This is a genomic window from Enterococcus saigonensis, from assembly GCF_011397115.1.
Taxonomy (GTDB): Bacteria; Bacillota; Bacilli; order Lactobacillales; family Enterococcaceae; genus Enterococcus_C; species Enterococcus_C saigonensis.
Genome location: NZ_AP022822.1, coordinates 1226318 through 1248412, shown reverse-complemented (window position 1 = coordinate 1248412; position 22095 = coordinate 1226318). Strand labels below are relative to the sequence as shown.

Annotated in this window: 22 protein-coding genes, 1 tRNA gene and 1 pseudogene; 3 read left to right on the top strand and 21 right to left on the bottom strand. The window is 36.2% G+C overall.

Features of this window, described 5'->3' with window-relative positions:
• Positions 1-3: 3 nt before the first annotated feature.
• The 7 genes from rimP to EsVE80_RS05855 form a co-directional block, all read right to left on the bottom strand.
• Complete coding sequence (rimP, locus tag EsVE80_RS05885) at positions 4-477, bottom strand: ribosome maturation factor RimP (RefSeq protein ID WP_173102879.1); 474 nt, start codon at positions 475-477, stop codon at positions 4-6.
• Positions 478-617: 140 nt separating this feature from the next.
• Complete coding sequence (locus EsVE80_RS05880; protein WP_173102878.1) at positions 618-965, bottom strand: DUF2752 domain-containing protein; 348 nt, start codon at positions 963-965, stop codon at positions 618-620.
• Entirely contained in the window at positions 950-1369 is a 420-nt protein-coding gene (locus tag EsVE80_RS05875; protein WP_173102877.1) for a DUF4234 domain-containing protein, read from the bottom strand. Before EsVE80_RS05875 ends, EsVE80_RS05880 begins: the two co-directional genes overlap by 16 nt.
• A gap of 160 nt (positions 1370-1529) precedes the next feature.
• Positions 1530-3470 (bottom strand): threonine--tRNA ligase, encoded by a 1941-nt coding sequence (thrS, locus tag EsVE80_RS05870; protein ID WP_173102876.1) that lies wholly within the window; start codon positions 3468-3470, stop codon positions 1530-1532.
• 289 nt (positions 3471-3759) lie between these two features.
• Positions 3760-3936, bottom strand: a complete 177-nt coding sequence (locus EsVE80_RS05865; protein WP_173102875.1) for a 2-hydroxymuconate tautomerase — start codon at positions 3934-3936, stop codon at positions 3760-3762.
• Positions 3937-4180: 244 nt separating this feature from the next.
• Positions 4181-5962, bottom strand: coding sequence for a heavy metal translocating P-type ATPase (locus EsVE80_RS05860; protein ID WP_173102874.1), 1782 nt, complete (start codon positions 5960-5962; stop codon positions 4181-4183).
• 102 nt (positions 5963-6064) lie between these two features.
• Positions 6065-6937, bottom strand: a complete 873-nt coding sequence (locus EsVE80_RS05855) for an aminoglycoside 6-adenylyltransferase (protein ID WP_173102873.1) — start codon at positions 6935-6937, stop codon at positions 6065-6067.
• A gap of 118 nt (positions 6938-7055) precedes the next feature.
• Between EsVE80_RS05855 and helD the strand changes: the two genes are divergently transcribed.
• Positions 7056-9335 carry an RNA polymerase recycling motor HelD gene (helD, locus tag EsVE80_RS05850; protein ID WP_173102872.1) on the top strand — a complete coding sequence of 760 codons (2280 nt, stop codon included), beginning with the start codon at positions 7056-7058 and terminating at the stop codon, positions 9333-9335.
• A gap of 82 nt (positions 9336-9417) precedes the next feature.
• Here the strand turns inward: helD and EsVE80_RS05845 are convergent, their stop codons facing one another.
• Together EsVE80_RS05845 and glpK are read right to left on the bottom strand one after the other, a co-directional pair.
• Positions 9418-10065 carry a hypothetical protein gene (locus tag EsVE80_RS05845; protein WP_173102871.1) on the bottom strand — a complete coding sequence of 216 codons (648 nt, stop codon included), beginning with the start codon at positions 10063-10065 and terminating at the stop codon, positions 9418-9420.
• Between the two features lie 92 nt (positions 10066-10157).
• A complete protein-coding gene (gene glpK, locus EsVE80_RS05840; RefSeq protein ID WP_173102870.1) occupies positions 10158-11669 on the bottom strand; it encodes a glycerol kinase GlpK in 1512 nt (503 codons plus the stop codon).
• A gap of 165 nt (positions 11670-11834) precedes the next feature.
• Here glpK and EsVE80_RS05835 point away from each other — a divergent pair, with 165 nt between their 5' ends.
• Positions 11835-12482, top strand: a complete 648-nt coding sequence (locus tag EsVE80_RS05835; RefSeq protein WP_173102869.1) for a DUF998 domain-containing protein — start codon at positions 11835-11837, stop codon at positions 12480-12482.
• A gap of 83 nt (positions 12483-12565) precedes the next feature.
• Here the strand turns inward: EsVE80_RS05835 and EsVE80_RS05830 are convergent.
• From EsVE80_RS05830 to EsVE80_RS05785, 10 genes and pseudogenes are all read right to left on the bottom strand, one after another.
• Positions 12566-12957 (bottom strand): annotated as a pseudogene (locus EsVE80_RS05830) (DUF805 domain-containing protein).
• 431 nt (positions 12958-13388) lie between these two features.
• Positions 13389-14108 (bottom strand): YebC/PmpR family DNA-binding transcriptional regulator, encoded by a 720-nt coding sequence (locus tag EsVE80_RS05825; protein ID WP_173102868.1) that lies wholly within the window; start codon positions 14106-14108, stop codon positions 13389-13391.
• Between the two features lie 94 nt (positions 14109-14202).
• The gene (locus tag EsVE80_RS05820) at positions 14203-15366 is read right to left on the bottom strand and encodes a nucleotidyltransferase (protein ID WP_173102867.1); all 1164 of its coding nucleotides are present in this window, start codon (positions 15364-15366) and stop codon (positions 14203-14205) included.
• 101 nt (positions 15367-15467) lie between these two features.
• The gene (locus tag EsVE80_RS05815) at positions 15468-16202 is read right to left on the bottom strand and encodes a class I SAM-dependent DNA methyltransferase (protein WP_173104134.1); all 735 of its coding nucleotides are present in this window, start codon (positions 16200-16202) and stop codon (positions 15468-15470) included.
• 1 nt (position 16203) lies between these two features.
• Positions 16204-16545, bottom strand: a complete 342-nt coding sequence (gene rsfS / locus EsVE80_RS05810; protein ID WP_173104133.1) for a ribosome silencing factor — start codon at positions 16543-16545, stop codon at positions 16204-16206.
• 57 nt (positions 16546-16602) lie between these two features.
• Entirely contained in the window at positions 16603-17193 is a 591-nt protein-coding gene (yqeK, locus tag EsVE80_RS05805) for a bis(5'-nucleosyl)-tetraphosphatase (symmetrical) YqeK (RefSeq protein WP_173102866.1), read from the bottom strand.
• Positions 17183-17782 (bottom strand): nicotinate-nucleotide adenylyltransferase, encoded by a 600-nt coding sequence (locus tag EsVE80_RS05800; protein ID WP_232061318.1) that lies wholly within the window; start codon positions 17780-17782, stop codon positions 17183-17185. The genes yqeK and EsVE80_RS05800 overlap by 11 nt, the downstream gene beginning before the upstream one ends.
• Positions 17783-17833: 51 nt before the next feature.
• Positions 17834-18145 (bottom strand): ribosome assembly RNA-binding protein YhbY, encoded by a 312-nt coding sequence (gene yhbY / locus EsVE80_RS05795; protein ID WP_173102864.1) that lies wholly within the window; start codon positions 18143-18145, stop codon positions 17834-17836.
• A gap of 13 nt (positions 18146-18158) precedes the next feature.
• Complete coding sequence (gene yqeH / locus EsVE80_RS05790; protein WP_173102863.1) at positions 18159-19274, bottom strand: ribosome biogenesis GTPase YqeH; 1116 nt, start codon at positions 19272-19274, stop codon at positions 18159-18161.
• The gene (locus EsVE80_RS05785) at positions 19267-19797 is read right to left on the bottom strand and encodes a YqeG family HAD IIIA-type phosphatase (protein ID WP_173102862.1); all 531 of its coding nucleotides are present in this window, start codon (positions 19795-19797) and stop codon (positions 19267-19269) included. The genes yqeH and EsVE80_RS05785 overlap by 8 nt, the downstream gene beginning before the upstream one ends.
• Positions 19798-20040: 243 nt before the next feature.
• Here EsVE80_RS05785 and EsVE80_RS05780 point away from each other — a divergent pair.
• Positions 20041-20111 (top strand) — tRNA-Gly (locus EsVE80_RS05780).
• A 204-nt stretch (positions 20112-20315) separates the two neighbouring features.
• Here the strand turns inward: EsVE80_RS05780 and EsVE80_RS05775 are convergent.
• Together EsVE80_RS05775 and EsVE80_RS05770 are read right to left on the bottom strand one after the other, a co-directional pair.
• On the bottom strand, positions 20316-21458 hold the full coding sequence (locus EsVE80_RS05775) for a tyrosine-type recombinase/integrase (RefSeq protein WP_173102861.1): 1143 nt from the start codon (positions 21456-21458) through the stop codon (positions 20316-20318).
• A gap of 49 nt (positions 21459-21507) precedes the next feature.
• Positions 21508-22029, bottom strand: a complete 522-nt coding sequence (locus EsVE80_RS05770) for a helix-turn-helix domain-containing protein (RefSeq protein ID WP_173102860.1) — start codon at positions 22027-22029, stop codon at positions 21508-21510.
• Between the last annotated feature and the right edge of the window lie 66 nt (positions 22030-22095).

Genomic DNA, 22095 nt, shown 5'->3' with positions numbered 1-22095 from the left:
TTTTTAAAATTGAATAGCTAAGCGAGCTTTAGCAATATTTTTGCGATCAAAAGTTAATTCTTTTTCACGGGTCTTAATTTTGATTTTTAACACTAATTCTGTTTCGCTAAGAGAGATTAAAAATCCTTCATATTGTTTTTGTCCATCAATGGCTTGGTACAATGAAATATGAATATATTCACCTACAGCTTTTTTAAAGTCTGCCTCTTTTTTTAACGGTCGTTCGGCACCAGGGGATGAGACCTCTAAAAAGTAAGCTTGGGGTATCGGATCTGGATCTACACTATCCAATTTTTCACTTAATTTTTCACTTACATAAGCACACTCTTCAATATCAATGCCGCCTTCTTTATCGATGAATACCCGCAAAAACCAGCTCTTACCTTCTTTAACAAACTCGACTTCTACTAGTTCGAAATTTTGTTCATCTAAAATTGGTTGAACCAAGCTAGTTACTGTTTCTACAACTGTACTCAACTATCATCGCCTCCTTGGACCAAATCCTTTTCATTAAAAAGAGTGAGGGAAAAAATCCCTCACTCCACTAAGTATCATTACCGTTATTCATTCTATCACATTTTTTTGAAAATCACAACTGAAAGCAGAAACGACGTTATTTACATAGTAAAAATTTGCCATAACCCAGGTAAAAAGGCTTCAAAATTAAAATCCAAAGGGGCTTTTTCAGGGAATAATGCCATCATACGGATAAAATAGACACAAACAAACAGACTGCTGACACCAATCCACCAAAATTTATTTTTAAAAAGTTTCTTAATTCCAACTTTTTTTAAACTGATAATATATAAAAGTATCAGTATAATAATTACCCAAAAAAGGGGATGATAATAAAAGGCTCCGCTAACATCTCCTTGCACAAGATGAATAAAAGAACGGGTCATCCCACACATCGGACAAGGAAAACCAGTAATAGCTTTTAAAGGACATTCTAATAGTCCGACCATTCATCATCATCTTCTATCTCATTTTGTGGTGTTTGTGCAAGGTGGAGATTGGTGTAAATATCATTTAAATCAGATTGGACAATTGCCATATTGATTATCGCTAGTCCAAAAATGCGCAAAACAACAAAAAGTAATTTATTATCACTGCGAAATGGTCGTTGCGCTTTTATTTGTGCTGCCATGATTAGATCATTGATTTTATACCACCAATAAAACATGTAAAGGCCACAAGTAAGCAACCCAAAAAGTAATGTCCATCCTGGCTTGATGCGATAATCGCCGGTAAATTCATTTAAATCACGGGTTGTTATATAAATCCAGTAAACGCCATAGATTCCCCCTGTAATTAAAGTGAATAAAATCACAGCAATAACCGAACGCCTGTGCAAGATAGGATCTGTCAAATTAAATTCTCCTTTTCAATTTATTTCATATGTAAAAGAAGCTGCCTTCTTTTATTTCTTTACATTTCAAAAATAATTTTCCTGTTTGAAAATCCATCAAGGCTTTCACAAATTACTTTATCATATAAATGTTTAAAAAGGCAGGCAAGCTTCAAAAAAATTACACGCGACTGTAATTTGCAACCTCTGCAACAATCGCATCCACGAAAATGTTCAACTCTTCAACAGAAGTTTCTTTACTACCGTAGCGCCGAACATTTACTGTAGCATCTTTTACTTCGTTATCCCCTACAACTAATTGATAAGGAATTTTTTGCGTTTGAGATGCGCGTATCTTATAACCCATTTTCTCATTACGGTCATCAACTTCCACACGAATGCCTTTTTCTTGTAAACGTTCTTTGATTTCATAAGCATAATCAGAGTGCGCTTCTACGGAAACCGGAATAATCGTTGCTTGAATTGGTGCCAACCAAGTTGGAAATGCACCTTTATAAACTTCTGTCAAATATGAAACAAAACGTTCCATTGTGGACACGATCCCACGATGAATCACAACAGGTCGGTGTGTATTTTCACCATCTTCACCCACATAAGTTAAATCAAAACGTTCTGGTAATAAGAAGTCTAATTGTATTGTCGATAAAGTTTCTTCCATACCAAGTGCTGTTTTTACTTGAACATCCAGTTTTGGACCATAAAAGGCCGCTTCTCCTTCTGCTTCAAAATAATCCAAACCTAATTCATCCATCGCGCCTTTTAACATTGTTTGCGCATTTTCCCACATAGCATCATCGTCAAAATATTTTTCCGTATTATTTGGATCACGATAGCTTAAGCGGAAACGATAATCCGTTACATTAAAATCAGCATAAACATTTACCATTAAATCAAGTGTCCGTTTAAATTCATCTTTAATTTGATCTGGACGAACAAAAGTATGCCCATCGTTTAGAGTCATTTCGCGTACCCGTTGCAAGCCTGACAGTGCTCCTGATTTTTCATAGCGGTGCATCATACCAAGTTCAGCAATTCGAATTGGTAACTCACGATAAGAATGAATATCATTTTTATAAACCATCATATGATGCGGACAATTCATAGGACGTAAAACAAGCATTTCGCCGTCTCCCATGTCCATTGGTGGAAACATGTCTTCGTGGTAGTGATCCCAATGTCCAGATGTTTTATACAATTCGACATCAGCCATAATTGGTGTGTAAACATGTTGGTAACCTAAGCTTACTTCTTTATCAACAATATAACGTTCAATTGTCCGGCGAATTGTTGCACCTTTTGGTAACCAAAATGGCAATCCAGAACCAACTTCAGGGGAAACCATAAACAAATCTAATTCTTTTCCTAATTTACGATGATCACGTTCTTTTGCTTCTTCTCTTTGTTTGATAAACTCTTTTAAATCCTTCTTATCGAAGAATGCTGTCCCGTAAACGCGTTGCATCATGTGATTGTTTGAATTTCCGCGCCAATAAGCACCTGCCACAGATAATAATTTAAACACTTGAATACGACCTGTTGATGGAATGTGTGGGCCACGACATAAATCAACAAATTCACCTTGACGATAAGCTGTGATAATTTCATCAGCTGGCAATTCACTAATTAATTCTACTTTATAAGGATCTGTTTCAAACAAATCCATAGCTTCTTCTTTTGACAAAACTAAACGCTCAATTGGTAAGTTTTCTTTGACAATTTTCATCATTTCCGCTTCGATTGCTGGTAGATCTTCAGCAGTAATTGGATGTGCGCCATTGTCAGTATCATAATAAAAACCACTTTCGATTGCTGGGCCAACACCAAAGTGAATATTAGGAAACAGACGACGGGCTGCTTGTGCCATTAAGTGTGCAGTAGAATGACGTAATAAAGGTAATGCTTCTTCATCTGCTGGAGTAATAATTGCTAAAGTAGAATCTGCTTCAATTGGACGATTTAAATCAACTAATTCGCCGTTTACTTTACCAGCTAATGCTTTTTTGGCTAGGCTATTGGAGATACTAGCTGCAATATCTTTAGTTGTGATGCCGACTTCAAATTCTTTTTTTGCCCCATCGGGAAATGTAATTGTAATTGCCATAAAAAATTCCTCCTTAATAATAAAAAAAGTCCTAGCGCTATATTAGCACTAGGACGTGATTAACGTGGTTCCACCTAATTTTAAGATAAATTCATTATCTTCTCTTAAAGCAGATAACGGCTGCTGGCCGCCTGAAATTAAACAGGTATACATAAAGTGGTCATCATTTGGTTTTCTGTTGAAAAACTTTCAGCAGTTGTTTTTCTCTCTGTTACAGACTCTCAAAGTCAGTTGGCTTTACAAGTTGACTTTATTTAAACACTTATTTTTGAAAAATGCAAGAATGAACTTACTTAAATTCACCATTTACTGCATAAGTTCCTTTTTTCATCTCGTTGATGATAACGTGAATGTGCTCTTTTGGTGCTCCTGTATTTTTGTGTACTGCTTCTGTTACATCTTTCATCATAGCAGTTAATTGTTCTTTGCTACGACCTTCGACTAATTCGACATGAACAAATGGCATAATTTCACTTCCTTTTTTTAGTTAACCCTATCTTAACGCTAAATGAGCTAAAATGTCTTGTAAAAAATTAATTTTATTTTATAAAATTACGTCAAACTCCTGTCTTTTCGTTGTAAAAAAGCAGAGTAACTAGACTGACAATTCAAACCCTCACAGTGTTTAAAGACTGTAAATTTTTTTTCATCTTCACCAACTATATGTTGTATTTTCACGGTTGTCACAGTAATGTACTTTTTAACAATTTTCATTCACTTTTAGCCCGTAAAGCACTTAAAATTGAAACTGTATCGACAACTTCTTGTAACATTGCCCCAATCAAGGCTGGAATTACCCCGGTACTTGCAATAAGCATTAGTCCCACGCAGATAAAAATACCAATTAAAACCGACTGACGAGCAATTTTCATAGTGTCTTGCGCAACTTTCACAGCTACAGCGACGCGACTTAAGTCATCTTTCAAAATGACAGCATCAGCACTTTCAGATGCTGCTGAAGAGCCATGCGCTCCCATAGCTATCCCGACATCTGCAATCGCCAAAGCTGGAGCATCATTAATACCATCTCCGACCATAATCAAAGGACGTTCATTTTTTGCTATGTTTTTTAAAACATTAATTTTATCTTGAGGTAAACATTCAGCATGAACTGTTTGAATTCCAACTTTTTCAGCTGTTAATTCTGCAACACCTTTGCGATCTCCAGTTAACATAATTTCATTATCGACACCTAAAGTGCGTAATTGCATAATTGTGTTTTTCGCTTCAGGACGAATTTCATCTGTAAACGTTACACTTCCAATGTATTTGTCGTCTAACGATGCAAAAATCATCGTAGCATCTCCTGGCTGCGTATCAGCATGGGCAAACGAGGCCCGTCCAATCTTAATTATTTGCCCGTCAATTTCTCCTTTTACACCAAATCCAACTACTTCTTCTAAATTATCAACAGGGACTAGATTCACACGTTTTTGTGCATAAGATACAAGAGAACGAGCCAGAATGTGCAGGGATTCTTGCTCAGCACTGGCTAAATAACTCAAAAATTTATCTTCAGAAAAACCAGCAACTGGATTAATTTCTGCAACCATTAATTGTCCTTTAGTAATAGTACCCGTTTTATCAAACGCAATGGTTTTTGCTTCGGCTAATTTTTCAATCGTCGTTCCAGTCTTTACGACGATACCATTACGGCTAGAGCGACTCATTCCAGCAACCAAAGCCACTGGTGCAGCTAAAATTAAAGGACAAGGAGAAGCAACTACTAAAACCTCTGCAAAGCGAACAGGATCCTTTGTTACAAACCACGCAATACCACCAATTAAATAGGCAACCGCGGTAAATGGTACTGCATAGCGATCAGCCATCCGAACGAAATGTGCTGGCTTTTCTTGTGACTCTTTTACCAATTTAACGATTTGTTGATATTGAGAGTCTTCTGCTAGAGAAGTTACTTTATACACAATTGTCCCTTCTCCATTAACTGAACCAGACATAATTTCATCCCCAATTACTTTATCGACTGGTCGGGATTCGCCTGTTAAAGAAGATTCGTCAACACTTCCAGCTTGCAATGCTTGTCCGTCAACCGGCACAATTTCATGAGGTTTTACAACCAAAATATCTCCGACTTTTACTTTATCTAAAGTTAAATCTTCTAAGCGATCCCCTTCTTTACGGTGAGCAATTTGGGGAGAATTATCTAACAAAGACTGTAATTCACGTCCAGCTTGCCGACTAGCATAATCTTCTAAACTATCTCCACCAGTTAACATAATGAGAATCATCAAACTAGCCCAATACTCGCCTACTGCTAACGTTGCTATAATTGCAGTGATCGCCAAAATATCTACACCATAACGACCGGATCGAAGGGTTTTAATCATTTCAATTAGCATAGTGAAGGCCATAACCCCCCCCACTACCACAACTAAAATAAACGCCCAATGACCTTTCCCCAAAATAAATTCAAAAAATAGAGCAAGTGCTCCCACCATGACGGTTAGAAAAAATTTTTTAAAATGGCTCATTTCCATTCCTCACCTTTCCAACTTGTATCATACAAGTTTCAATTATAGGATAGCTTTCTTTATTTAGAATAGAAATAGAAAAGTGCTAAGTGAAAAAAATAATCATTTACAATTAGCATTAAAATCACTAGGAGCCCATTGTCGGCAATAATTCAAGACGTCTTCGGCAGTTTCTAAATCATACGAAAAATCAAATTTATCAGCATAATTTATTGCAGTCTGGTGAAAAAACTGTTGCGTTGAAAAAAGACTTTCCCAAATTTTTATACGCGTAGTGAAATCAAGTAATTGTGTAAATTGCTGAGAAGTATCAGTCGATAAAAGCTTTAATAAATACTTATCATTCTTACCAGTATCAATTGTATAATTTTGTCTACTGGCAACGTGCCACGTAAGTAAGCGGCGTAATTCTCTTTGGCAATTGCCATACAAATGATCAATTGCATATAAATTCTCTTGGCGTCGCAGCCCTTTAACTACGTAAGTTGACACCCACCAAAATTCATTACAACAATCTAAAAACTCTGCTTGAGTTGGCTTTTTTACTAAATAAGGCATTTTTTTGCTACCATCATTTAAGAAAGATAAAAGCTGGGTTGGATCCCAAAGCACTTCCACATTTTTCTCCGTTACCAACCACTCTTGTTTATTTTTTATCGGACACAGCATTAAGTCTATGCGATTACCATCAGAAAATAACATTAAAAATGTAAAACATTCTCCCAATGTAGCTGGAAATAAATCCATTTCTTCAGGACATTGCATAATTACCCGTTTCCCAAATCCCTCTAACCAGCTTCTATCACGGAGTAATGGTTTTTTTTCCTCGACAAAATAGACAACATCATAATCTTGGAAGATATCCTTTGGAGCAACTTGATTTGCTCTTGAACCAGTCAGTGCTACCGCTTTAACTTGAGGCAGTGATTTCGCAACATTTAAAATCAAATCATACATTTCCTTTTCCGATCGCATTTCTTCTCCTCTTTCTTTTCTAAAGTTTATAAATCCCAATCTTTTTTTCACAGTGGAAACTGTGCTATAATTTTATGGCGTGATTTTTTCACATTTTTATGAAACGGAGGCTTGTTTTATGGATGAACGTGCCAAAGAACAGCAACATGTCAAACAGACAATTGCGCTTATTTCTATTGAGCAGCAATTAATTAAACATAAGCAACACCAATTAAGTGGCAAGATGCAAGCCGAATTGAAAGAAGTAGCCAATCATCAAATTCGTGGTGGCTCTGATGAATCTTTTTATGAATCCGCTGTTGAATATCGGCAGCATGAACAAGAACTGTTGTTAAAATACCATACTGCCGAAAGTCAGGAAAAACGATTAAAAGCCTTAGCTACCATGCAAGGCAATCCTTACTTTGCTCGAATTGACTTTACTGAAGGTCAAGAAAATAAAGAAACACTTTATTTAGGCATTGCTTCTTTACGAGATAAAAATCAAGAAACAATTGTAATCGACTGGCGGGCTCCAATTGCCAACCTCTACTATGAAGGTGAACTGGGCCCTGCCTTTTACGAAACTGATCACGACCGTTATGAAGTAGAACTTTTACTTAAGAGACAATTCAAAATTCAAGATGGCAATTTGCTTTCGATGGTCGATACGTCAGAAGTAATTAATGATGAGTTTTTATTAGAAATTTTAGATGAAGCATCTTCTTCTCAAATGAAAAATATCGTCTCAACTATCCAAAAAGCACAAAATAAAATTATTCGCGACACTACCAGTAAGGTAATGTTAATTGAAGGGATAGCCGGTAGTGGTAAAACTTCTGCTCTCTTACAACGAATTGCATTTTTATTATATCGTAATCGTAAATGGCTAGCTGATGAACAGGTACTCTTATTTTCTCCCAATCACTTATTTTCTGACTATATCTCTATGGTTTTACCTTCATTGGGTGAAAGTACGGTTCCAACGCGGACATTTCGTGCTTTTATGGATCAATTATTACCAAATTTCACAATCGAAAAAGAAGCAGAACAAGAAGCTATCTTTTTGACAGGTAACGAAAAGCAAAGTCAACGCCTCAAAAGCAGTCTAGTCTTGGTAAAAGAAAGCAAGAAATATATTCAAAGTATTACACAGTTAGGTCCGTTATTTCGCAATCTCAAAATTAACGATCAAACCCTAATTTCTACAAAACAAATGCGCAATTGGTATCAGCAAACAAACCCAAACTTACCTCTTTACCAACGAACACAGTTGTTGCAAATAAAATTATTGAAAAAAGTTGGCGGTCTGCAAAAAGATGAAGCTAAAAAAAGTTGGGTTAAAGATGCTGCAGAAGAAGAATTACAACAATACTTTGCTGATCACCCTAATTTGACAGATTCTGAAGAAAACGAACGAAAACTACGGAATCAAATCAAAAAACAAATTGTCAAGCGACATTTCCGCGGATTGGTAAGAAATATCAACCGTTTCCAATTTATCAATTTTTCAAAGCAATACCTGCACTTTTTACAAAGTATTCCAAAAAAAGTTTTATCCGCTCATCATCTTAGCCAAGCAAACTGGCAAGCCAATATAGATGAAACACGTAACTTGTTAAAAAACCGACTGTTAAAGCAAGAAGATGCAGTTTTATTCTTTCTATTGCTAAAAGGCTTACGTCCAGTCGACCTACCTGTACAAGCACGATTTATTTTTATTGACGAAATGCAAGATTTCCCTCCGGCACAAGTGGCGCTTTTACGGGAGTTATATCCGCAAGCTAATTTGACTTTATGTGGGGATTTAAACCAAAAAGTTTTTGGTAATGAAACAATTGTAGGAAATTTATCTGACCTTTTCGTTAATCAAGCAGTTACCCGCTATCAGTTGACCACAAGTTATCGTTCGACCAAAGAAATTACTGATTTTGCTAATCAGTTTTTATCAGAAGATGATACCGTTGAAATGACAGCAAGAAAAGGAAAACTTCCTACTTTGGTTACTGGTTTTAATGCACAGGATTGCCTAACGTATTTAAAAGAGGATTTGAAAAAAAATGAGACAAAAACGAAGTATTGGCGCACCGCCATTATTTGTCGCACCAGTCAAGATTGCATCAATTTATATCACACTCTCGATGAAGCTTTACAGCAAGAAATTCAATTAATCGTATCAGAAGAAGATTTTATGAAACGACAAATTATGATTATTCCAGCATATTTGGCTAAAGGGTTAGAATTTGACCGTGTCTATGCTTGGCAAGTTGATGACAGTTTTAAAACATCGCAAGATCGTTTAATTTTTTACACTATCGCTACTCGCGCAATGCATGAACTAACAGTACTAACTTGCGAACCACTATCCCCCTTATTCAATACAGCCAATCCTTTAACCTTTACTAAAGTTGTCTTATAACAAATTTTAGACAAAAAAATACCCAAACCAATTGGTAGCAAGACGTTAATTTTTCTATCTACTAACCAATTGGTTTGGTTTTTTATATAAATAATTTCGTATTGGGATACTTTAATCGAATTAATTGCAAAATCATCTTAAGCTCTGATCGCTGTTTTTTATCTTCTTCATCAAAGATTTTGGCATGGCGACCAATAAGTCCGTTATCGAGTAAATGATGTTTTTTGTTCCATTCTTTAAAGGTTGTAAGATTTTCGCATTGGCTTAATGGCAAACCCGCTGCGTCTAAAATTTCTGATAATCGAAAAACCAAAAAAGCACTATCAATCACTGTAAACTCATGACGCCATCTTTTGTTTTTTAGCTTTTCGTAATCTTGTAAAACAACTTTATGTGGTTCATTTTTTAAATACCAAGCTAATAAGATGAAAAAACTCTCCAAACGATATTCTTCAGAAAATAATTCGTAACTTTCTGGGTTATGACGGAATACTAAAGGAATCAAATATTTTTGTCGATAAATCAACATCGGTGCTTGAGTTACTGAGTAATAAACATATCGATTTAAATAACCTGCTCCCCGAAAATCTCCCAAGCGATACCCCTCAACACCAAAGCGTTGACAACGACGCGCCAAGGTTGAACAATCGCCAACAGACACCGCCAATTCAGCTTTTTGTTGATAATCACTTAAAATACGGTCAAAAGGTTCTAAACTAATTTTTTCCAAAGAAATCCACCACCTCAAAGATAACGTTTCCACTAAATTAGTATACCATATTTTATTCAAATACAATCTTTGGACGAATAGAATCAAAAAAATTATTTTTCCAATGGCCGATGTTTAAATCCCATTGTAGCATTTACTGCTTCTTGCCAACCTGCATATAAATTTTTGCAAATTTCTTTTGTCATTTGCGGTTCAAACGATTTCCCCTTAGCTTGAAAAGATTTCAGTTCCGTTAAATCTTTCCAAAATCCAACAGCTAATCCAGCCAGATAAGCTACCCCTAAAGCTGTTGTTTCTAAATAACTTGCTCTTTCAACAGGCGTTTGTAAAATATCAGCTTGAAATTGTAGCAATAGTTCATTTTTTGATGCTCCACCATCAACTTTTAGTATAGTGATTGGTGTTTTAGCATCATCAGCCATTGTTTTGACAACATCACAAGTTTGATAAGCCAGAGACTCCAGCGTTGCGCGAATTAAATGTTCCTTGGTGGTTCCTCGTGTCAATCCAAAAATCGCACCTCTTGCTTCTTGGTCCCAATAAGGTGCACCTAATCCAGTAAAAGCCGGAACGACATAAACATTATCACTATCTGCAACGCGACTAGCATAAGTCTCAGAATCAGGAGCTTGATCAAATAAACGTAAACCGTCACGCAACCATTGAATAGCAGAACCTGCTACAAAAATACTTCCTTCCAAGGCATAGGTGATTTTACCGTTAATCCCATAGCCAATAGTAGTAAGTAAACCGTTTTCAGAATTGATCGCTTCATTGCCAGTATTCATAACAATAAAGGCTCCCGTCCCATAAGTATTTTTCACGTTACCAACTTCAAAAGCCTGCTGCCCAAACAATGCAGCTTGTTGATCACCAGCCATACCAGCAATGGGAATCTTCTGGCCATAAAATAAATAATCATCTGTATAACCATAAATTTCAGAGTTTGAGCGCACTTCTGGCAACAACGATTTCGGAATATCTAAAAGACGTAAAATTTCTTCGTCCCAACATAATTCATGAATATTAAACATCATTGTACGACTAGCATTCGTATAATCAGTGACATGTACTTTTCCACCGGTTAATTTCCATAAAAGCCAAGTGTCAATTGTTCCAAATAACAAATCTCCTTTTTCTGCCTTTTCTTTTGCTCCCTTGACATTGTCTAAAATCCATTTCACTTTTGTTGCGGAAAAATATGAGTCAATCAACAACCCCGTTTTTTCTTGAATCATTTCTCCGTGTCCAGCTTCTTTTAAAGCCGTGGCAATCTCATTGGTTTGCTTTGATTGCCAAACAATCGCATTATAGACTGGACTTCCTGTTTCTTTATCCCATATAACAGTGGTTTCGCGTTGGTTAGTAATACCAATTGCGGCAATTTGATGGGGTTTAATATTGCCGTCAATTAAAGCATCTGCAATAACTGACTGAATTGAATTCCAAATTTCAACCGGATTATGTTCTACCCAACCGGCCTTGGGAAAAATTTGGGGAAATTCTCGCTGTGCACTAACAACAGCTTCTCCCTTTTTATTAAAAATAATGGCGCGCGAACTAGTTGTTCCTTGATCCAACGCTAAAATGTATTTTGTTGCCACACTATTAACCTCTTTCTAACTTCAAAGTATTAATAGTATATCATAATTTGGAATTTTTCTGATTGGGATTTGGTAGCCCTTACGTAAAGTCTTATTAGTTTCCAAGTCAAACAAATAAGATTAGAATATTAGTTGTACATAAATCGAGTTATTGGGGTGACCAACATGAAATTTTTAAAAGAATATGGCTTTTATTTATTATTACTAGCCATTATCAGTGAGATTGCACTCCCTTTTATTTTGGCAAAGTATTATCCTAACTATAGTCAGATTAATGATTTAATCTCGACTTTTGGGGAAACGGGTAGTCCTACCAAATCAGCATTTAAAATTTGGGAAATTATTAACGGTGTTCTCTTTGTTTCAAGTGCACCAGCAATTTTTGAACGGTTTAAAGAAACAAATCCACAATTAGCATTTGTCCTTTCTATTATGGTAGTTTTATTTGGTATAGGAGACTGTATTATTACCGGCGTCTTTGATCGCGCTGCTAATTCAAGTGAAGTAGATTTTACATCGTTACTTCACAACTATGCTTCAGGTGCGGGTTTTGTAGCGCTTTTGATCGGAACGCTACTTTTATTTCTTCTCTATCGACAAGAATCAAATTTTCCAATGACTGTTTTATTGCCATTCATCTTTGTTGCTGCCCTCATTTTTATGTTTTTATTTGCAATGCCAAAAATACCAATTATTAGTCAATTTCAAGTCTCACATCGCGGATTATGGCAACGACTTAATTTATGGTTTTTATATTTGCCATATTTTATCAGTGCATTACAAAGTTTAGTTGCAAAATCTAAAATCACTTAACCTTACTAATAAGAAACAAACGTATAAAAAAACTAAATCCGACAATTCGCACTTGAATTGTCGGATTTAGTTTTTCCACTTTTCTAAATGTCCGCTTGGTTCACTGGCCAACGCGTATTTTGCTTACTTGGTAAAATGAGTGTAATAAAAATAATAATCGTTCCAACTACTGGAATTAAATAAAACAGAATCCACCAGTTACTATGATTACGATCGTGCAATCTTCTTGCCCGCACAGTGAAGTTAGCGAGCCAGATAAGTGCATTTAATAAAATAAAAATAATCGTAATAGTGTTCCACTCTTTAATGACCGTTACGTCATCTGGTGTAATTTCGATATAACGACCGACACCAGATAAAATAGAATATAAGGCTAAAACGAAATAGTTCACTACTTGCGGCCACCATGCCCTCTTTTAGCGGAAGCGTTCATCACTGTCATATTGTGCCAGTATTCTTTGTAGGCTTTGATCATATTATCCCCTCCTAATCAACTATCCCAAAGCATTAGCAAGTTGTCAAAATTTAAGCTTAAGTTGATTAACTCAACCTAATTTCTATTTTTCTACTCTTCTGTAAATAAATCTTTCTATCTCTTTTGTATTGATCATTTTTATTGTTCTAACGCTGTTCTTTTAGCGGAGAAGTGTTGAACCAACTAAATTGACATGCTATTCTTTTTTCATGGTATGATAATTGAAATTTTCTCCTTTGTTGGGCTGTTAGCTTCGGTTGGCTAACAGCCCTTTCAGTTTTCTTTACCGTACAGATAGAGTTTAATAAAGCTCTTATGAATATTCAAATAGCTCTAGAAGGTAAAATTTGATAAAAAAAAAGAGCTACAGAAAGTAGTTCTTTTTTTACTTGACTATTTTATCTACCAAAAATGTTGTTTGCTAACTTAGTTTAGTCATCTAACTCTACATTGTGAAAAATTTGTTGTACATCTTCTAAATCATCCAATGCATCAATCATTTTTTCGAATTTTTCTAAGTCTTCACCAGTTAATTTAATTTCATTTTGTGGTATCATTTGAATTTCTGCTACTGAAAATTCAGTGATTCCTCTAGTTTTTAAAGCTTCTTGAATACTGTTAAAATCTTCTGGTTCACCATAAACAATAATTTGATCGTCTTCTGCTGTAACATCGCGAACATCAATATCATTTTCCATTAAGTATTCCAAAATTTCATCAGCATCTTCACCCACAAAACCAAAAATGGCCGTATTATCAAACATGTAGCTAACCGCGCCAGATACTCCCATGTTCCCACCATTTTTGCCAAAGGCAGCTCGAACATCAGCAGCAGTTCTATTAACATTATTTGTTAATGCATCAACAATTACCATTGAGCCATTAGGTCCAAATCCTTCATAGCGCAATTCTTGATAATTTTCATCGCCAGAACCTTTTGCTTTTTCAATTGCACGATCAATGATATGTTTTGGCACATTATACGTTTTCGCCCGTTCGATAACAAAACGTAATTTTTGGTTAGCGTGGGGATCAGGATCACCTGATTTTGCTGCTGCGTAGATTTCAATCCCAAATTTTGCATAAACACGACTATTCGCGCCGTCTTTTGCGGTCTTTTTCGCGACGATATTTGCCCACTTACGACCCATAGTTTCACTTCCGTTTCTATATTATTCAACTGACGAAAAAACGTCCTTTTTCATTATACTTGTGTCATGGCTTTCTGTGAAGTCTTTTTTGACATCAAATCTGCTTCAACGGCATTCTTCCAAAATTTTGTTCAACAATTTTTTTATTAGCTAAGCGATAAATACCATCACCTCTTAATGTTAATGGAATTTGATTGGCACCACTTTTGCCAACTCGTGCTAATAAAGGCCAGACTGTTGTCTTTTTGATTTGATTTAGATACTTTTGTCCGATTGCGTTAAACCCTAAAATACGTAAATAGTTGGCTGACCAAGCACGATTCATCTCCTTACTGGTAGTATTTAGCAAAACGTAACACAATTGCCGTTGAATACGTGTCATAGTGTAATGTTTGGACTTCACTTTTTGCATAAAAAGTGCAAAGTCATCCGTATACAGCGCTGTTTCTTGCATTTTTAATGCTAAACTTAACTCCATTTGATAGATAGCTGACAATTCTGCTATCGTACTACTCATTAAGCGGTAACGTAAATATGGCCAAAAGTCATTCCAACTAACAAAATAATGTGCTAAATCTGTTTTTGTGTCCATCGGTACAAAATCTGAAATATCACGATTTTCGTGCAACAATTTACGAATTGCTGTCGCACTGGCAATTTTTTCATCTGCAATATGAAGATCATGATAACCAGCTTTTTGTCGCTTAATAGCAATTAAATTCATCGGTTTTTGTAATTGGGCATTCTCTTTGGCATAACTTAACCCCAAAATATGATTGGGTAGCACTTGTTTTACTTGTGGTAAGTTAAATAATTCCTGATAAACTTCTTGCATAATCTGTGGATAAGTCTTCTTCTGGTCGGCCTTCTTTTGTAAAAGCGTCTCAATTTCTCGTGCGTACTGATTTAATTGCTGACCAAAATGAGGATAATCAAAATCCGTTTCATAGTCTGTTCCAAAACAAAAACTATCGCATTGTAATGCTGCTAACGTTTTGATACCACCTTTTGCAAAAATATCTGCTGCCTGGCATGCATATTGAAATGGTAATTCAATTACCAAATCGACGCCATTTGCAAGCGCTGCTTTCGCTCTTTGCCACTTATCTATAACGGCCGGTTCTCCCCTTTGTAAAAAATTACCACTCATTACCGCAATCACAACATCTGCCTGACTAACATCGCGCGCTTTTGCTACGTGATAAAGATGGCCATTGTGAAATGGATTGTATTCTACAATAACACCACAGGATTTCATTTTTTCTCCTTTCTTTATCAATAAAAAATGTTTTGAAAACAAATATATCCGGACTTTATGTGTCATAGGCTGACACATAAAGTCCGGATTGTCGTATTCACTTATTTTTGGCAAACAAAAAACCAGCGGCGTGTTTTTTCGTTTGGTTGGCTATCGGTAAAATCGCCGAAACATTCGATTTGATTAAAACCGGCATTCTCTAACATCCTCTGATAAAGTTCTAATGAGTAGGTCCGTTCTTTATGTAGCTCGTCTCGTCGTTCAAATAAATCGTTTTTTTCGTCTTGAGCTACAAAAAAAGTTAAGAAATGTTCAATGCTATCAGGTAATTCACCTTGATAACTTTCCCATAAAAAGGCAAATTCATCTGTTTGATAATGGTAATTATAGTCAGGGAACACTTCGTTGATTTGATAAAGTGAATGGACATCAAAGATAAAGATTCCCTCATCCTTTAGCAATTGGTAAACACCATCAAACACTTGTTGGACAGCTTGCTCATCTGGCATATAACAAAGTGAATCTGAAAAACATGTAACGGCTTCGTACTCGCCAATATCATTTAAATCCAGCATATCTCCTTCAATAAATTGAACAGAAGCATTCGCTTCAAATGCACGTTCACTAGCAATCATCAACATTTCTTCAGATAAGTCTAACGCCGTAACATCATAGCCTTCTTTTGCAAAACGACAAGCCAAAGCACCCGTACCGCAAGCCAATTCTAGTAATTGCTTCTTTTGTTTTAAATGACGGCTAGAAAATTCATACCATTTCTCATAAAGATTTTTATCCATCACTTCGTCATAGACAAAAGCAAATGTTTCATACGCCATTTTAAGATACAAGCCATGCATTTAAATCAACTAAAGGTGCGTCAGACCACAATTTTTCTAAATTGTAGAATTCTCGTTCACTTGTGCTAAAGACGTGGACAATAACATCTCCTAAATCGATTAAAACCCATTTAGCACCATCTTTACCTTCAATTCGTTTAATGGCAACTCCTTGTTTTTCTTCTTGTTCCACAACTTCATCAATAATTGCATTAATTTGGCGTTCGCTGTTAGCAGAACAGATTAAAAAATAGTCAGCTAATAATGAAATATCTCGCACATCTAATGCAATAATGTCTTGTGCATGCTTTGAATCAGCAGCTTCTACTGCTGTCTGTAAAATCCTTTTACTTTCTATGGTAGTTCCCTCCAATATTTACTATTTGTTTTTTTGTTTAAGCTAACCATGATTTGCAACCCACTTATTATAAGTCTCAATCGTTTTGGGATAAACAGGCTTACTCTGTTCAATTAAATAGGCTAGTGTATGCTTTGTTTCATACGCAACTGCGTCATCTAAGTTAATTAACGCAATTTCACGAGCTTCCTTCACACCAGGAAAATCTCTTCCTGGTTCAATAAAATCAGCTACGTAGATGATTTTTGCCAAAAGCGACATTTCAGCTGCTCCGGTCGTATGCAACGCAATTGCATCTAAAATTTCTTTATCATCAATACCTAATTCTCGTTGGACAAAATCAACGCCCACGATACCATGCCAAATAGCATTGTTCCACTTTAATAATTCTAAATCAAATCCATCACGACGAATCACCAATTGAAACTCTCCATCATTTCTTTCTTTAGCATAATCATGGGTCAAGGCAGCAATACTAGCTTTTTCTGGTGAAGCACCATATTTATTCGCCAATGCAATTGCTGTTTCTTCAACACCCAAAACATGTTTGAAGCGTTTTTCACTCATTTGCATCTGAACTTTTTGCATCAGCAATTCTCGATCCATCGCCGTATAATTATTACTATATTTCATCAAGATACAGCCCCTTTTCTAAAATATAGTTTAACACAGGATCTGGTAGAAAATAGCGTGCCGAGCACCCTTGGGCAATTTTCTTACGAATCAACGAGGAACTTAAATCCATTTGTGGAATATCGACCCAAATGATTGGATAGGGGGTTTCTTGGCTATATTCTGGTCGTTTTACCCCTACAAATTGAACCATCTTCACTAACTCATCAATCTGGTGCCATTTTGGTAAATAAGCTACCATGTCGCCACCAATAATAAAATAGAAATCAACATCTGGATTTTTCTCTTTCAAAATCTTCATAGTATCGATTGTATAACTGATACCCTGCCTTTTAATTTCAATATCTTCTATTTTCAAGCGAGGATTTCCTTCTACTGCTAATTCTAACATTGCCAAGCGATGCTCAGCTGAAATGGTCTCTTTTGCATCAATATGAGGAGGCAGATACTCCGGCATTAAATATACTTCATCTAAGCCTAAAAGTTGTCCTACTTGGTCTGCAATAATTAAATGCATCACATGTACTGGATTAAAGTTTCCACCTAAAATACCGACTTGTTTACGACGCTTATTGTCAAACGGCGCCATTTTTACTTTCGGTACGACACCGACTGTCACTTTTTGCATCTGCCAAACCTCCTAAATTGCTTTTACTTCTTTTGAAATTCGTTGATATTTTTCTTTACTACTTGGTCGGTATAAGACTAAAACACGACCAATAATTTGAACGACTTGACAGTTGACTTCTTCTGTCAAAATTTGGGCGACTTCCGTTGCAATTTCATCTGTATTTTGTAGTAACGAAACTTTGATAAGCTCCCGTTTTTCCAATGCTTCACCAATCTGGATAATCATTGGGCCACTTATCCCCCCTTTACCGATTTGAAAAATCGGTTGCAGGTGATGTGCTTTACTTCTTAAAAAGCGTTTTTGTTTTCCTCGTAATTCCATAGTAGCCTTCTTTCTAAATCAATGCTTTTCTGGTTAAGACCGCAACACCCTTAGGCGCCCAGCCAGCGATAACACATGGATTAGTAATTGTAATCCAGCCCAATCCCGCAAAGACAATATCTGTTTTTTCTTTAATTGAAAATTCAAAACGCTGTAAAGGTGGAAAATCTGTTACTTCATCTTGACGTGGCGGTTGTAACAAGCCCCCCACATGTTTTTCATAAAAAGCATCAGCATTTGCCAATTTAGTCCGGTGAATTTCTACATCATTTGAAACATAAGTGACAAATGAGCTACGTTTTCCTTGAATAAAATCAAAACGTGCCAACCCACCCAAAAAGAGAGTTTGCTCGGGATTTAGTTGATAAACTTTAGGTTTAACTTCTTTTTGAGGTGCAACGATTTTTAGATCTTGCACTCCTAAATAATGCGCCATCTGCTCCCGGTGAATAATCCCTGGTGTATCAATCAAAAAGTGGCCATCTTCTAATGGAATTTCGATTTTGTCCAAAGTTGTACCAGGAAAGCGCGAGGTTGTAATCAAATCTTTGACGCCAGCAGTTTGCTTAATAATTTGATTGATTAAAGTTGATTTCCCGACATTCGTCACACCGACAACATAAACATCCCGTCCTTCACGATATTTTTCGATTGCCGCTAATAACTCTGTCATCTCTTGTGGTTTCTTTGCACTCGTTAACAAGACATCAACTGGACGCAGACCCATTTCGTGCGCTCTTTCCCGCATCCACTGTGTCATTTTTCCTCTTTTTAATGATTTAGGTAAAATATCGACTTTATTTCCCACCATTAAAACCGGATTATCCCCCACAAAACGATGTAGTCCTGGGATAAGTGAGCCATTAAAATCAAAAATATCAACTACATTTACAATCAAGGCGTCTTTTTGTCCTAATTCATTTAACAAACGTAAAAAATCATCATCAGTTAAAGCGACTGGTTGAATCTCATTGTAGTGTCGCAGACGAAAACAACGTTGACAATATACTTCACCCGTTTCAAGCCCTTTATCCAAAGCTGATTGTGGGGTATAGCCTAACTCACCCGGACGTTGTGTTTGGATTTCGGCACCACAGCCAATACAATAAATTATTTCAGTTTCAGTCATTTAGTTCACCTTGCCATTTCATATCCGGATTATTTTTTTGTAAATACTTCATGATTTTGCGTTCAAAAAAGCGATTGATACGAGTATTCCATCCATCAGTTGCCACAACCGGCTTCACCAAAATACTTTTAACGCCCGCTCTGTTGGCCCCTCGAATATCTGTCATAATTTGATCACCCACCATGACGACATCTTCTTTTTTCATACCCAACTTTTCATATCCTGCTTTGATTCCTCTTGCAAAGGGTTTTAAAGCTCGAGAAACAAAATCCAGGCCAAAAGGTTCTAGTGCTTTTGCAATACGTTCATAATTATTGTTAGAAACCACAACAACAGGAATTTTCGCTGCATCCATTTGCTTTAACCATCGACGCAACTCTTCTGTCCCATTAGGATTATTCCAAGCGATTAAAGTATTATCCAAGTCAGTTAAAACAGCTTTAATGCCGTGCTTTTTTAATTGTTCCGGTGTAATTTGATAGATGGCCGAAACCATCCACGTTGGTTTATATTCCTGAAACATAGGTGCTCCTTTACTTAAAAAATGAAGGAGTACCTCGTACTCCTCAAACCGAAATTATACTATAAAATGTGGCATAATTCTAGCTTTCGTGATTTTCGTAATAATTATTTCGAACTTTAGTAAAAATAAGCTTCTATCCCCAATAGAATTCAGCAACAATTTTAGTTTAACAAAACAATTTCAAAAATTATCAACAAATTGCTTGCCCAACAATAAAAAAAGCTATATACTATTTCTTGTCTTGCGGGTGTAGTTTAGTGGTAAAACAGAAGCTTCCCAAGCTTCCGTCGCGAGTTCGATTCTCGTCACCCGCTTAGCCTAAAAACCTTGATGTATCAAGGTTTTTTCTTTTTGTCTTGATTTATTGATATCATTGAATATCATTGAATATCAGCAAATATCAAGCCCGTCTAAACTATTATCTAAACTACTTTTTGGATTCAGTCATCTCAACAAATGCTTGTATAGCAAGGATTGAGACGATTGAATCCTTTTTTTATTTCTAGACTCTAAACTATTTAGCTTAGAGCGTTCGCTAAGAGATTGATTGAATCTATTTTCTCTTCTTGATAAACTCCTGCATAGGTATCCAACGTCATTGAAACACTAGAGTGCCCTAGCAGCTCTGAAACGGTTTTAAAATTAATACCTTGTCCAATTAGAATGGTTGCGAAAGTGTGTCGAAGTGCGTGAGGACTTAGTTTAGGAATTCCAGCACGCTTTGAGATTCTGTGTAACCAAAGTCTCGGATGTGATAGTTGGATAGGTTCACCTTTTTCATCACAAAAGATAAACTGTTTCCCATCAAAGATATTGACACCTAATTTTAGACACTCCTCTTTCTGAATTAGACGCCACTTTTTCAAGATACAAATCGTCTCATCAGTTAACGGGATTTTTCTTCTAGACTTTTTAGTTTTTGGTTCCTCAAGATATTGCCTTCTGTTCTTCCCACGAGTCAAAGTCTGTTTTATGGTAAGTACTTTTTCCTCAAAATTAATGCAATCCCATTGCAAACCCAAAATCTCACCTTGTCTACAACCTGTATTCGCAAGCAAGAAAAAGAATGTATAGATTTGAAAAGGTTCATTGTTTCTTGCATACTTCAATAACTTTTTAAGCTCGTCTTTGGTATAAAAGTTTATTTCCTTTTCTTGAAGGTTCTTTTTCTTTCTCGGCATGACAATCTTCTTTGCTGGATTTTCAGATAAATAGCCTTGCTTAATAGCAAATTCAAAAATTCGTGAGACGTTTGAAACATATTCCTTAAATTGAGTGTTCTTTTCTCGCATGGCATTGGCAAACTTTTGAACATCAGATACTTGGATCTTTTGGATTTCTTTCTCTCCAAAAGTTGGCAAAATATGAGTGTCAAATTTTTGCTTAAGTTTTACAAAGCTCGATTCTTTTACAGTGAGTTCGTATGTTTCTAACCATAATTCGTAGATTTCCTTAAATGTTGCATCTTTGTGATTTTGAAACCCATTTTTTAAAATGTCATACGAAACTTGACGATAATAAGCTTTAGCAGCTTTCTGAGTGAGAAAGCCTCCTTTATTAATGTTAACTTGCTTCTTTGTCTCGGGATTTACTCCAAGATATCCCGTGACTCTCCATAAATTTGCTCCATTGCTTTTTTGATACTGTGTGTATGTTGGCATTTTTTCTCCTTCTCATGTGTGGGGCACATAGGAAAGGAATGAACTTTTGTTACTGGTTCTGTTGTGCTTCTTGAATGAAGGCTAAGTCTTTTGCGGTTTTCTCGATTTCTTCAAACGGTAAGTTGTCAAAGAAGACTGGTTTCATCTCTGGTTTCCCATGACGATCCAAAATCGGATTTCCGTCTTCATCCAAACGCATTTGCGGGGTAAAGAAACGTTCAATAAAGGCTAGCTTTTCTGCTACCTCGTCTATTTCTTTCACTGTATGGCTATTCAAAATTTTCGCCAAAGTAAACAAGTTTTGAACTTTTTGATCGTACTCGTCGATGCGATCAAGAATAACCGTTGTTTCAGAGACCGCAATCTCTTTTGGTGAACCAAAGAGTTGAATCGGTGTCGCATGAAAGACCGTCGCAAATTTTTCTAAGCTCTCAAAGGTCGGGTAGCGAATTCCCCGTTCTATATTGGAGATGGTTTGTTTTTGTACACCAATCTTTTCTGCTAATTCCGTTTGGGAAAGTCCCATTTCTTTTCGTAAACGAGCGACATTGCCGCCAAAGTTTTCTATCATTTTCCTCACCTCGGGTCTATCATAAGCGCTTTCTCTAAAAAATTCAAGTAAAAAATAAACTAAATA